This is a genomic window from Pseudonocardia nigra (assembly GCF_019396355.1).
Taxonomy (GTDB): Bacteria; Actinomycetota; Actinomycetes; order Mycobacteriales; family Pseudonocardiaceae; genus Pseudonocardia; species Pseudonocardia nigra.
In genome coordinates, this window is sequence record NZ_JAHKRK010000241.1 from 1 (window position 1) to 11,199 (window position 11,199).

Sequence of the window (11,199 nt, forward strand, 5' to 3'; positions counted from 1 at the left end):
CGCGGTTCCGCGGAACCGCATCCCGGCCTGGCCTGACACCTGGCCCCATCCCCACCCAGGAGCCCGCATGAACCACACGCCGACCCGGTCCCGCTCCCGAACCAGCCGTTCGACACCAGCCACCTAGAGCCCGGAACCCGGACCGACGTCGTCACGGCCCGATGCCGAGGAAGCCGCGCCGCCCGACCCGCTGTCGGCGTCGATCCGCGCCGCCGGATCGAGGTCGGCCGGATCGTGCGGCAGCGCCGGGTCCGGCCCCTGCCCGCTGCGGTCGCCGCCGCCGGGTGTCCCACCACCGCGCCCACCCTCGAGCGGGGTCTCGCTGCCCTCCGCCCCGCCCGGCGCGAACACCTCGCCGTCGGCGCGGACGTCGTCGGCGGCCTCCTCCCGGGCCCGGTCGGCGAGCGGATCGTCCCCCACGGCGTTGTCCAGCTCGGGGTCGTCCAGTGCCGGCGAGTTCGCCACGGACGGCTCGGTCTCCGCAGGGCTGCCGGGGTCGTCGATCTCGTGCACCGCGGCTTCCTCGGCCGACGCCGACCCGCCGTCGACGCCCACGTCGACGCCGTCCATCGCGTCCGACGTCTCCAACGCCGCACCCTCGCCGTCGATGGCGATCCGGCCGGCCCGGTCGGGGTCCGCGGTGACCTCGCCCTGCTCCCGCTGGAGCCGCTCGTCGAGCGTGTCGCCCTCCTGCAGGCCGCGGGAGGTGACCTGGTCGTCGTCGAGCACGTACGGCCGGTCCGGCGGCACGTATCCCGCGTCCAGCGGGTCAGTGCCCGACGGGCCCGTGAGGGTCTCCTCGCTGTCCAGCTGCACCGATGCCCCGAGGTCGGGGGCCTCGGGCTGCTCCTCGTAGTCACGCTGCGCCATGACGGCGGTCAACCTCCAGGTCGTGGTCGGCGATCGAGGCTGGTTACCCCGACCGGGCGCGCGCCACACCCGACGCCCGGCACGCCACCGTCCCCGCGATGTGTTCTCATCCCTGCACCCTGTCGGGAGGAGAGGCGATGACGACCCAGCCGGCCCCGGAGTCCGGGACGGGCGCGACCGAGGCGCGTCCCCGCGACTCCGCCGCCACCCGCCGCGCCCTGCTCACCGCCGCCCGTCACCTGTTCGCCACGGTGGGCTACGACGCCACGACCGTGCGCGCCATCGCGGACCGAGCCGGGGTGAACCAGGCCCTGCTCTTCCGCTACTTCGGGAACAAGGAGGGGGTGTTCGCCGAAGCGGTGATGGGCGACGCGATGCAGTTGCTCGCCGACGGCCCGCGGCCCGACCTGCTGGAGCACACCCTGGCCGGGATACTCGCCGACGAGGGCGGACAGGGCGCCGAGACCCTGATGGCGGTGTTGCGGGCCACCGGCAGCGCACAGGTGGCCGAGGAGGTGCGCTCGCGCCTCGGGGCCGCCTACTCCTCCGCGTTCGCGGCGCTGGTGGACACCGACGACCCGACCGACGCCACCGTGCGCGCCGATCTGTTGCTGGCGTGGCTGCTCGGGATCGTGTTGATGCGGTCCGTGCTGCGGCCCGGTCCGCTGCAGGACGCCGAGGCCGTCACCGAGCACGTGCTGCGGGCGGCACACACCCTCCTCGGGCGACAGCCGCGTCCTTGACGCTCCGCGCCCACCTTCCTACCGTCCGTTGTGAGTAGCTGCTCACACATCGGGGGGAAGCCGTGGCACTCGCCTATCCGTTCGCCGAGCCCGACCGGCTCGAGCTCCACCCGCACTACCGGGACCTGCTGCGGGACGAACCCGTGTCCCGGGTGGCCCTCCCGTACGGGGGCGAGGCCTGGCTCGCCGTCCGGTACGAGGACGTGCGCACCGTCCTGTCCGATCCGCGGTTCAGCCGGGCGGCCGTGGTCGGCCGCGACGTGCCCCGGGTGCGGCCCGAGATCGACGACCAGGCCAGCTCGATCCTCAACATGGACCCGCCGGAGCACACCCGGCTGCGCAAGCTCGTGGCGAAGGCGTTCACCGCGCGCCGGGTCGAGCAGCTGCGCCCGCGCGCGGCCCGGCTCACCGCGGAGCTGCTCGCCGCGCTGCGCGCCGCCGGACCGGGCGCCGACCTCGTCGAGCACCTGTCCGTTCCCCTGCCTGTCACGATCATCTGCGAGCTGCTGGGCGTGCCGGTCGGCGACCGCGCGGTGTTCCGGGCCGCGGCCGAGGCGGCGCTGTCGACCTCGGCGATGACGCCCGGGGAACGGGCGCGGGCCCGCGACGAGATCGTCGCGTACATGGCAGGGCTGGTCGCCCAACGCCGCGTCGCGCCGACCGACGACCTGCTCGGCGCGCTCGTCGTGGCCCGGGACGAGGGCGACCGGCTGACCGAGGGCGAGCTGATCGCACTCGGCATCGGCATCCTCGTCGCCGGTCACGAGACGACCATGAACCAGATCGGCAACATGTCCTACACGCTGCTCACCCGCCCCGACCGCGGCGACGCGCTGCGGGCGGGCCCCGAGGCCGTGGCCCGCGGCGTCGAGGAGCTGCTGCGGTTCACCCCGCTCGGGGCGTCGGTGGGGTTCCCGCGGATCGCCACCGAGGACGTCGAGCTGTCCGGGGTCACGGTGCCCGCGGGCGACGCGGTGGTGGTGTCGGTGCACGCCGCCAACCGCGACCCCGAGGTGTTCGAGTCCCCCGACGAGCTGATCCTCGACCGGGCCACGATCCCGCACATCGGATTCGGGCACGGGGTGCACCACTGCCTGGGCGCCCAGCTCGCCCGCATGGAGTTGCAGGAGGCGCGGCGGGCTGTTGCGCGAGTTCCCGGACCTGCGGCTGGCGGTGCCGCCGGAGGACGTGCAGTGGCGGACGGGAGGTTTCGTCCGCGGCCCGCGCACGCTGCCCCTGGCCTTCTGAGTTGCGGCCGGCAGTCAGCTTTCGAGGCAGGCTGCGGGGACCCGCCGGGTGCACACGGACACGCCGCCCCGCAGCCGCCCTCCGGTGGCGGCCGCCAGCCGCAGGCACGTCTCGACCCACAGGTTGAGCTGGATCTCCTTGGCCAGCAGCAGCCGGTTGTAGAGCAGGCTCGACAGCCGGTCGCCCGACCGCGCCCAGGACTCGATCTCGAACAGCAACCCCTCACCGCTCCCCTGGCAGCGGAAGGCGATCTGACCGGCCTCCAGGTGCCCCCGGAGCGTGGCGAACCGGAACCCCGCGTCGGCCCGCTCGACCACGCGCACCGGGCCGTTCCACGGCCCGGGCATCCGGATGAGGAACTCGTCGCCGACCGCCAGCGTCCCCGGCTCACCGCGGGTCTTCTCGAACACGGCCACCTCGGCCGGCGCCCCGCGGTTCGGGTCGCCCGCGAACAGCGCGATCACGTCGGTGGGGGTGTGCCGCGCCCCGGTGACGCGCACCGCGTACCGGCGGTGCAGCATCGGGCCGACGCCGTCGGCGAGTGACTGCAGGTCACCGTCCTGCAGCGCGGACGGGACCGGCGGGGGCAGGTCGGTGGCGTCGCCGTCGACCTCGCTGCGGTGGATCGGCGTCGTGCGCCACAGGTAGCGCCAGCTGACGTGGGCGAGCCCGATCGGCCACAGCAGGACGATCGCGGCGCGATGGGCCCGGCTGCCGGGCACGGGCGCGTGGCGTAGCGGCACGGGGACCCGGGTACCCGCTTCTCGTGATCACCAACGGCCCCGCGCTGCGTCGGATCGGCGCAGCCTGCTACGCCGCGTCATTCGCCTCGATCGGGCTCTGCGTCGGGCTCTGGCTCCGCGCGAAGTCCGTGGACCAGGACGAGCGGGGCAACGCCGAACGGCGCGCACTGTTCGTCGGGCTGTGGCCATCGATGTTCTGGCTGATCGGAGACACCGCCGGGCGCATGGGCGACCGGTGCTGAAGCGCGATCCACACCTCGCCGCCATGCTCGACGACCTGAGCCGCCGAGCGGTCAACTACAGCGACGCGGCGGCCCCACCGGTCGCCACCGCCGGCTGGAACCAGGATCGGTGCGTGCTGGAGGTGGGCCGGGAGGCCCCGGGCGAGCCGGTGCCGGACGGGCTGTTCGAGACGGCGGGCACGCTGGTCAACAGCTATGAGTTCAGCGATCCGGCGATCCTGCGGGCCGCCTACCGCCACCCCGGCGACCTCCTCGGCCGGGACATGTTGCTGGAAGGCCGGTTCCTGCTGCTGCGGTTCCTCATGGGCGTCCGGATCACCGACCGGCACGACCGGGTGCGCGACGGGCCGAACGGGCCGGAGCGGCAGGTCGGCTGGTCGTACCAGACCCTGGAGGGCCACATCGAGCAGGGCAGGTTGACCTACGAGGTCGCGAAGGAACTGGACACCGGCCGCGTCGAGTTCCGGATCATCGCGTACTCGCGCCGGGGCCGGATCGCGAACCCCCTGGTGAACCTGGGTTTCCGGCTCTTCGGGCGGCGCACGCAGCTGCGGTTCTACCGCAACGCCCTGCAGCGGCTGCGCAGGCTGCTCCAGGCGCCACTCCCACCGCCGCAACCGGGCCCGGACGGGATCGTCCGCGCGCCGAGCGGGGTGGAGCCGGGTCGCTTCGAGCGGTGGACGATCCGGATCGGGCGGTAGCGCCGCGGCTGCCGACGCTGCACGCGGCCGGTCGATCGGGCGGCGCGATGCGTCTCAGCCGGCCGGGTACTGGCGCTCCTTCAGCAGCCTCGCCAGGTGCGCGGCGTTCGCCGCGAGCGTCGACATCGTCGAGGACACCGCCTCCGGCGTCTCCTCCAGGTCCTTGTAGTCACCGGGGGTCATGGCCTCGCCGTTCCAGTAGACGCTGCCCTGGGCGGGCACGGTGAAGCCCACGTCGTTGAGCGCCTGGAACAGGTCGGCGACGATCTTGTGGGCACCGTCCTCGTTGCCCACGACCGCAGCGACGGCCACCTTGCCGTACATCGCGGGCCGGCCCGCGTCGTCGGTCTCCGACAGCTCGGCGTCGAGCCGCTCCAGCACGCGCTGCGCGACGCTGCTCGGGTGTCCGACCCAGGTCGGTGTCGCGATCAGCAGGATGTCGGCCGCCTGGATCCGGCTGCGGATCTGCGGCCAGGCGTCGCCGTCGCCCATGTCGGCCTGCACGCCGGGCTTGACGTCGTGGTCGACGACGCGCACCTCCTCTCCGGTGACGCCGTTGGCGCCGAGTGCCGCCAGCACCTGGCCGGCCATCACGTGCGTGCTCGACTCGTCCGGGGCGGGCTTGAGAGTGCAGTTGAGGGCCAGCGCGGTCAGGGACGTGCTCGGAGCGCTCATGATCACCGCGTACCCGCCCGTCCCGCCCAGTACGCGACCGATCCGGCGCACGGATCGCGTTTGCCGCGGGCTGTCCGGGCAATCCGCCGGACATGCGGCCCTTCGACCAGATCGAACGTCTCGAGCGCGCGCAGGTGCTGGACAAGCCCGCGGCGGCGATCCGCGGCACGGTGCAGCGACTGCTGTCCGACCGGCGGGTCAAGGACGCGCTGCACGGGGTGTGGTTGGGACACCCCGTGCACCCGGCGATCGTCCAGTTCACGCTGGGTTCGTTCGTGTCGGCGTCGCTCATCGACGTGGTGCGCGGCGACCGCCGCTACTCGACCGGGCTGATCGCCACCGGGCTGGCCCTCACCCCGCCCACCGTCGCCGCGGGATGGGCCGACTGGTCCACCTCGACCCCGACCAGCAGCGGGTGGGCCTCGTCCACGCCGCGACCAACGTGGTGGCCGTCAGCTGCTACGCGGGCGCACTGGCCCAGCGGGCCAAGGGCCGCAGTGGCCGGCTGCTGTCGCTCGCCGGTCTGGCGATCAGCAGCGTCGGGGCGACGCTCGGCGGGCACCTGGCCTACCACCAGGCGCTCGGGGCGAACCACGCCGACCGGGTGGGCGACCTCGGACCGGCCGACTGGCGGCCGCTCGGGCGCGTCGCCGACCTTCCCGACGGCACCCCGGTCCGCCGGGACGCGGGCGAGATGTCGGTGTTCGTCCTGCGTCGTGGCACACACGTGACGGTGCTCGCCGACCGCTGCCCGCACCTGTCGGCTCCGCTCTCGGACGGCCAGGTCGTGGGCACGGACGGCGACGCGTGCGTGGTCTGCCCGTGGCACGGCAGCGAGTTCCGGCTCGACGACGGCGCCGTCGTGCACGGTCCGGCGACGGCGGCGCTGCCCAGGTTCGAGGTCCGCGTGCGGGACGGCCAGGTGCAGGCCCGGCTCGGCTCGCCCGACTGACCATCCGCGCGGGGACCGGGCGTCAGGCGGGGCCCGGCCGGGTGCCGCGGAACCGGAGCGAGCGCTCGCTGGTGGAGACGCGGACATCGGTCAGCCCGGCCGCCCGCAGGCGGTCGGGCAATCCCGCCGGATCGACGACGACCATCGTGTCGCCGATGTGCAGCAGCCGGAACCGCAGGCTGATCCTGCTGTCCGAGCCGGCGAACGTGCCACCGGGGCGCAGCACCCGTGCCGCCTCGGCGAACAGCCGGTCCTGGTGCGCGGCCGACGGCACGTGGTGCAACATCGTGAAGCAGACCACGGTGTCGAACGAGGCGTCCGGGAAGGGCAGCTGCGCCCCGTCCCCCGTGCGGACGTCGACCTCGTCGCCGAACTGCCGGCGCAGGTCCGCGGCGAGCGCGGGGTCGACCTCCACGGCCGCGAGGCGCGCGCCCCGCTCCAGCAGCCAGCGGCTGGTGATCCCGTACCCCGGCCCGATCTCGAGCACGTCACCGTCGAGCGGCACGTCCCGGCACGCCCAGGGCAGCAGCTCCGAGCGCGCCCGCGCGGCCCACGAGTCGGACTTGCAGAGCCTGCGGTGGATCAGGTTCATCGGCACGACACGGACGCTAGGGAAGCCGGGCGGTCGACCGGAAGCCGCTACGCTGCCAATCCGTGTCGCGTTTCGGACACCCGGACGGGCTGCTCGACCCGCCGCTGGGTGCGGCGCTCGTCGGCCGGTTCACCCTGGCCCGCGGCCACCGCTTCACCGAGCACGCCCATCCGACCCATCAGCTGGCATGGGCCGAGCGGGGTGCGCTGACGATCGGCTCGGGCGACACGACGTGGGTGCTGCCGCCGACCCGCGCCCTGTGGATCCCGGCCCACGTTCCGCACACGACGGAAGCGGACGCGGCCACCACCGCCATGCACGGGTTGTACCTGCGCCCCGAGCGTGCCCCGGCGGTGTGGAGCCGCCCGACGGTCCTCGCCGTCACCCCGCTGCTCGCCGCACTGATCGGGCACCTCGGGCGGACCGCTCTCGGCGACGCCGAGCGGGCCCGGGCGGAGGCTGTGCTGTTCGACCAGCTGGTGCCCGCCCCGGTCGCCTCCGTCGAACTGGCATGGCCTGCCGACGACCGCGCACGACGGGTGGCCGATGCGCTCGCCGCCGATCCGGCCGACGACCGCGACACCGCGGCCATGGCCCGGCTCGCCGGCACCAGTACGCGTACGCTCACCCGGCTCTTCCACGAGGAGACGGGCTGTGGACCGGGTCGGTGGCGCACCAGGCTGCGGGTGCGGCGGGCCCTGGAACTCCTCGCCGCCGGCACTCCGGTGAGCACGGTGGCCCATCGGGTGGGCTACCGCACGCCGAGCGCGTTCGTCGCCGCCTTCCGCCGCGAGCTGGGGACGACGCCTGCGCAGGTGTTCACGGGACCGTAGCCCGTGCGGACGCGCCCTCAGCGCTCGATCGCCACCCGCACCGCTCGGCCGTCCTCCGACAACAGTCCCTTCCGCTCGGCCTCGGCGATCATCTCAGCCCACCGCTGCGCCCAGTCCGGCGAGGTGGCCGCCAGCTGCGCGTTGGCGCGCAGCACCCCGAGGTCGAGCCACGCCGACCCGTCGTCGACCAGCTCACCGGTGCCGGTGGTGCGCAGCGCGGTGCGGACGCCGTCGGCATCGAGGTCGGTACGCAGGTGCAGGCTCCCGTAGTCGTCGGCCTCCTGCACCAGGGCCCCCTCGGCAGCCAGTTGCACGATCACCCGTCGATACTGTCTCCTCCTCCCGCCACTGGGCGAGAACGCAGCCCGCTACGTCTCGTCGCTGCTGGGCGGGCGGGTCTCGGAGTCGCCGCCGAATCCGGGGGCGAGATCCGCCGGGTTCGGGCTCTCCGGATCGGCGTTCGACCCACCCTCCGGCGGGTCGGGCTGCACGATCCCGGCCGGGTTCGGCGTGGCCTCGCCGGTGTCGGTGCCGGGCGGGACGTCCTTCTCCTGCTCGTTCACGGAAATCGCCCTCGTTGTCGGCTCGGGCGGCCGTGCGACCTGCCCACGGTCCGACTGCCCGCCACCCCCGCCTGCCAAACCCCCGCTCTGGTGCGCCAGACGCCTCCGATCCGGGCCCGCGCCCTGTCGAGGAAATGGGCGGCCGCGGGACCGGCCACGGCGGTGTTCGCCCCAGCAGGTTCGTCGACGCGGGCCATGGCTGCGGTTCCACCGGCCCCGCCCCCGCCGGCCTCGGCAGTGGCCGCCGGACCGGCACGTCGGGTCGCTGCGGTGCCGGACGTGGTGATACGAGTCGGTACATCGGTCCCCCTAGATCGGTCGACGGCCAGTGTGGCGCCGGCCACCGACATTTCCGCTCGGGCCGATGGCCCGCATGCCGCACGCGGCCTGTGGGCACTCCTGCTCCATGACCGATCGATCGCACGGCATCCCCCCGAACGAGCTCAGCGACGACGACCTCCGACGCGAGGTGGCGCACCTGCACGAGACCCGGCACGACACGCTGCTCGGGGGTAGCGAGTCGGCACTCGAGGCGCACACCGAGCGGATGCTCACGCTGGAGCGGGAGTTCCTGCGCCGGTTCCCCGAGGACAGCGCGCCCGACCCGCAGCGCACCCGGGCCGGCAGCCGCGAGCACGCGGGTCAGTCGGTGCCGGGGCGCGATCTCGGCTCGGCGCCTGCCTGAGGCCGGGCCGGCTGCTGGTCACGGCGGTGGTGTCGCTCCTAGGCGGGCGACGCCGCCGTCGTCGAATCATTTCCTGGCCGAATCATTTCCTGTCATAGCTGAGGATGACGGTCCCGTTCTCGAGCGGGCGCGTGCCGGTCAGCCGGAAGTCGGTCGGGGCGAAGCCTGCGGTGAACAGCGGGATGTCCGCGCCCGCCACGACCGGGTAGAGCTTGATAACGAGCGCGTCGATCTCCTGGAGCAGGGCGCCCGCCAGGCGGGATCCGCCGATCAGGTAGATGTCCTTGCCGTCCTCGGCCTTCAGCTCCCGGACCTTCCCGACGACGTCGGTCGAGATTATCTCGACAGCCGGGTCCGGGCTCTCGGCGATGCTCTCCGACACCACGTACTGGCGCAGGTATGCATACGGGCTAGTGACCCCGATCTGCAGGGCGGGCTCGTAGCTGACGCTGGCCCGCGAGGGCGCACGTGGCCTGACCTTCCGCGCCGTCGACGCCGAGGCGAAGGTGCCCGCCGGAACGGCGTCCAACTACTTCAGCAATCGCGACGACCTGCTCACCCAGGTCGGGCACCGCTTCTACGAGCGGCTCGAGCCCGACGCCAACATGGTCGCCACCGCACTCGCGGGCCCCCGGGACCGCGACCGGGTCACCGAGCTCATGCACGACCTGGTCGAGCGCGTCAGCGGGTTCCGCTCCGGCTACCTGGCACTGCTCGAGCTGCGCCTGGAGAGCACGCACCGCCCCGCACTGCGCAGGCTGCTGAGCGAGCGCATCCGCAGCGACATCGACGCCAACATCCGCTACCACACCGACTCCGGACTCCCCGGCGACGCAACAACAGTGGTGCTGCTCGATCTGGCGCTGAACTGGCTGATCCTGGAGCGGCTCACGCTCCCCGACGTCTTCCCCGAGGACGGCATCCACGACCTGGTCACCGAGATCGTCGAACGCGTCCTGCCGGGTCCGGGTCGCACGGCATGATCAGACGTCGCGTCAGCCGTTGACGGGAGGACCGTGGTGCGCAGCAACGTGCTCATCGTGGATCTCGACGGTGTGGTGCGGCACTGGGACCCCACCGACATGGCCGAGCTGGAGCGCCGGAACGGGCTACCCCCGGGCAGCGTGCTGGGCACGGCGTTCAGACCCGACCTGCTGACCTCGGCGATCACGGGTGGCTGCACGGACGAGGAATGGCGCGACGCCGTTGCCCGCACGCTGGCCGAGCGGTACGGCGTGGGGGCCTGGCGGGCCGTGGCCGAGTGGGCGCAGCCGTGCGGGTCGGTCGACGAGGACGTGCTGGACCTACTGCGGGAGCGCAGGCGGGGACAGCGGGTGGCCCTCCTGTCTAACGCAACGAGCAGACTCCCGGCCGACCTCGCACACCTCGGCCTCGACCGCGAGTTCGACGCCGTCTTCGGCACCTGGGAGCTCGGCGTCGCGAAGCCCGACCCGCGGGTGTTCGAGCGAGTGTGCAACGCGCTCGGGGAAGCGCCCGATGACTGCCTGTTCGTCGACGACACCGCCGGCCACGTCGTCGCCGCACGCGCGGCCGGGCTGCGGGTGCACCACTATCGGACCTACGACGGACTGGTGGAGGCATTGCGCCTCGATGGCTGAGCCGCTACCGATCTTGGCGTCGCTACTTGCGGTGGTCTCGGGGCTCGGTTGGGTTGAACAACGAATGGTGTGGCTGGGCTGGCGGCCGTCCCCGACATGGGGGCACCGCGGTTCCGATGAGAGTCACTGCCGAGTAGCCGCGCAACTGGCTGTGGTCCTGCTTCTTTTACTCCAAGTGACCACAGGATAGTCGCGTATGAGACCAGACAGGATGATCATGTGCCCTGGCCCGGGAGGCATGACGAGCATCTCGCAAGGTGACCACGTAATCAGTAGTTTGCCAAGCCGACCGAAGACTTGCTCGCGCAAACAATGATAGTCTCCATGATCCATTCACTATTGCAAATCTCGCATTCACTCGAATAGACCCGTTGCTCGAAAACATGTTCGACTAAACTCAGGGGCATGTCCGACAGCCCGATCGCCACCGCGTACCGCCACCTCCAGGTGGCGGTCGATGAACTGTGCGCGGCCGCGGAATCGTCGATGACCACCGACAACGAGCTGTTGTCGGTACTCACGCTCGCCGAGGGTCTTTCCCGTCGACTGGATCATCTGACCGTCTCGACGGTCGCCACCCTGCAGCGGCGGGGGACGTTCGCCGAACGCGGCTACAAGAAGCCCGAAGGTGCGCTGGCCGACCTGCTGGGCTGGGAGTGGTTCGAGGCCCGCCGCCGCGTGACGGCCGCCGAACACACCTGTGAGCGGGTCGAGCTGGACGGCACCGTGCTCG

Annotated in this window: 16 protein-coding genes and 1 pseudogene; 10 read left to right on the forward strand and 7 right to left on the reverse strand. The window is 72.7% G+C overall.

The annotated features are described in order from the left end of the window. Window positions 1-123: 123 nt before the first annotated feature. Window positions 124-870 carry a DUF5709 domain-containing protein gene (locus KME75_RS35550; protein ID WP_219419331.1) on the reverse strand — a complete coding sequence of 249 codons (747 nt, stop codon included), beginning with the start codon at window positions 868-870 and terminating at the stop codon, window positions 124-126. A gap of 137 nt (window positions 871-1,007) precedes the next feature. Here KME75_RS35550 and KME75_RS35555 point away from each other — a divergent pair, with 137 nt between their 5' ends. Both KME75_RS35555 and KME75_RS47140 read left to right on the forward strand, forming a co-directional pair. Then, complete coding sequence (locus KME75_RS35555; RefSeq protein ID WP_219419332.1) at window positions 1,008-1,613, forward strand: TetR/AcrR family transcriptional regulator; 606 nt, start codon at window positions 1,008-1,010, stop codon at window positions 1,611-1,613. A 269-nt stretch (window positions 1,614-1,882) separates the two neighbouring features. After that, window positions 1,883-2,680: pseudogene (locus KME75_RS47140) on the forward strand (cytochrome P450); the annotation flags it as partial. A 195-nt stretch (window positions 2,681-2,875) separates the two neighbouring features. Here the strand turns inward: KME75_RS47140 and KME75_RS44240 are convergent. After that, the gene (locus KME75_RS44240; protein ID WP_308283391.1) at window positions 2,876-3,382 is read right to left on the reverse strand and encodes a DUF1990 family protein; all 507 of its coding nucleotides are present in this window, start codon (window positions 3,380-3,382) and stop codon (window positions 2,876-2,878) included. 248 nt (window positions 3,383-3,630) lie between these two features. On the opposite strand from KME75_RS44240, the gene KME75_RS35570 reads away from it, so the two are divergent. After that, entirely contained in the window at window positions 3,631-3,846 is a 216-nt protein-coding gene (locus KME75_RS35570) for a hypothetical protein (RefSeq protein ID WP_308283392.1), read from the forward strand. Further along, entirely contained in the window at window positions 3,840-4,547 is a 708-nt protein-coding gene (locus tag KME75_RS35575) for a DUF1990 family protein (protein ID WP_308283388.1), read from the forward strand. The genes KME75_RS35570 and KME75_RS35575 overlap by 7 nt, the downstream gene beginning before the upstream one ends. Window positions 4,548-4,601: 54 nt before the next feature. Here KME75_RS35575 and KME75_RS35580 read toward each other — a convergent pair whose 3' ends face one another. Continuing rightward, window positions 4,602-5,222: a flavodoxin family protein gene (locus KME75_RS35580; protein ID WP_219419335.1), complete on the reverse strand. Its 621-nt coding sequence runs from the start codon at window positions 5,220-5,222 to the stop codon at window positions 4,602-4,604. Between the two features lie 376 nt (window positions 5,223-5,598). On the opposite strand from KME75_RS35580, the gene KME75_RS35585 reads away from it, so the two are divergent. Beyond that, the gene (locus KME75_RS35585; protein ID WP_219419336.1) at window positions 5,599-6,174 is read left to right on the forward strand and encodes a Rieske (2Fe-2S) protein; all 576 of its coding nucleotides are present in this window, start codon (window positions 5,599-5,601) and stop codon (window positions 6,172-6,174) included. Window positions 6,175-6,196: 22 nt separating this feature from the next. On the opposite strand, the gene KME75_RS35590 is transcribed toward KME75_RS35585, so the two are convergent. Further along, complete coding sequence (locus tag KME75_RS35590; protein WP_219419343.1) at window positions 6,197-6,766, reverse strand: class I SAM-dependent methyltransferase; 570 nt, start codon at window positions 6,764-6,766, stop codon at window positions 6,197-6,199. A 62-nt stretch (window positions 6,767-6,828) separates the two neighbouring features. On the opposite strand from KME75_RS35590, the gene KME75_RS35595 reads away from it, so the two are divergent. Continuing rightward, window positions 6,829-7,599, forward strand: coding sequence for an AraC family transcriptional regulator (locus KME75_RS35595; RefSeq protein WP_219419337.1), 771 nt, complete (start codon window positions 6,829-6,831; stop codon window positions 7,597-7,599). Between the two features lie 17 nt (window positions 7,600-7,616). Here the strand turns inward: KME75_RS35595 and KME75_RS35600 are convergent, their stop codons facing one another. Next, window positions 7,617-7,919, reverse strand: a complete 303-nt coding sequence (locus KME75_RS35600) for a hypothetical protein (RefSeq protein ID WP_219419338.1) — start codon at window positions 7,917-7,919, stop codon at window positions 7,617-7,619. A gap of 48 nt (window positions 7,920-7,967) precedes the next feature. Then, window positions 7,968-8,162, reverse strand: a complete 195-nt coding sequence (locus KME75_RS35605; RefSeq protein WP_219419346.1) for a hypothetical protein — start codon at window positions 8,160-8,162, stop codon at window positions 7,968-7,970. 406 nt (window positions 8,163-8,568) lie between these two features. Between KME75_RS35605 and KME75_RS35610 the strand changes: the two genes are divergently transcribed. Further along, window positions 8,569-8,847, forward strand: coding sequence for a DUF6158 family protein (locus tag KME75_RS35610; RefSeq protein ID WP_219419339.1), 279 nt, complete (start codon window positions 8,569-8,571; stop codon window positions 8,845-8,847). An 82-nt stretch (window positions 8,848-8,929) separates the two neighbouring features. Here the strand turns inward: KME75_RS35610 and KME75_RS35615 are convergent, their stop codons facing one another. Continuing rightward, the gene (locus tag KME75_RS35615) at window positions 8,930-9,376 is read right to left on the reverse strand and encodes a dihydrofolate reductase family protein (protein WP_219419340.1); all 447 of its coding nucleotides are present in this window, start codon (window positions 9,374-9,376) and stop codon (window positions 8,930-8,932) included. Between KME75_RS35615 and KME75_RS35620 the strand changes: the two genes are divergently transcribed. The 3 genes from KME75_RS35620 to KME75_RS35630 all read left to right on the forward strand — a co-directional run. Continuing rightward, the gene (locus KME75_RS35620) at window positions 9,354-9,830 is read left to right on the forward strand and encodes a TetR/AcrR family transcriptional regulator (RefSeq protein WP_308283389.1); all 477 of its coding nucleotides are present in this window, start codon (window positions 9,354-9,356) and stop codon (window positions 9,828-9,830) included. The two genes, KME75_RS35615 and KME75_RS35620, sit on opposite strands and share 23 nt — an antisense overlap. Window positions 9,831-9,866: 36 nt before the next feature. Then, complete coding sequence (locus tag KME75_RS35625; protein WP_308283390.1) at window positions 9,867-10,466, forward strand: HAD family hydrolase; 600 nt, start codon at window positions 9,867-9,869, stop codon at window positions 10,464-10,466. A gap of 405 nt (window positions 10,467-10,871) precedes the next feature. Beyond that, on the forward strand, window positions 10,872-11,199 hold a 328-nt coding region (locus tag KME75_RS35630), incomplete at its 3' end, for a hypothetical protein (protein ID WP_219419341.1).

Coding starts and splice junctions, on each gene's coding strand:
- KME75_RS35550 (WP_219419331.1), bottom strand. CDS start 870: ATGGCGCAGCGTGACTACGAGGAGCAGCCCGAGGCCCCCGACCTCGGG.
- KME75_RS35555 (WP_219419332.1), top strand. CDS start 1,008: ATGACGACCCAGCCGGCCCCGGAGTCCGGGACGGGCGCGACCGAGGCG.
- KME75_RS44240 (WP_308283391.1), bottom strand. CDS start 3,382: ATGCTGCACCGCCGGTACGCGGTGCGCGTCACCGGGGCGCGGCACACC.
- KME75_RS35580 (WP_219419335.1), bottom strand. CDS start 5,222: ATGAGCGCTCCGAGCACGTCCCTGACCGCGCTGGCCCTCAACTGCACT.
- KME75_RS35585 (WP_219419336.1), top strand. CDS start 5,599: ATGGGCCGACTGGTCCACCTCGACCCCGACCAGCAGCGGGTGGGCCTC.
- KME75_RS35590 (WP_219419343.1), bottom strand. CDS start 6,766: ATGAACCTGATCCACCGCAGGCTCTGCAAGTCCGACTCGTGGGCCGCG.
- KME75_RS35610 (WP_219419339.1), top strand. CDS start 8,569: ATGACCGATCGATCGCACGGCATCCCCCCGAACGAGCTCAGCGACGAC.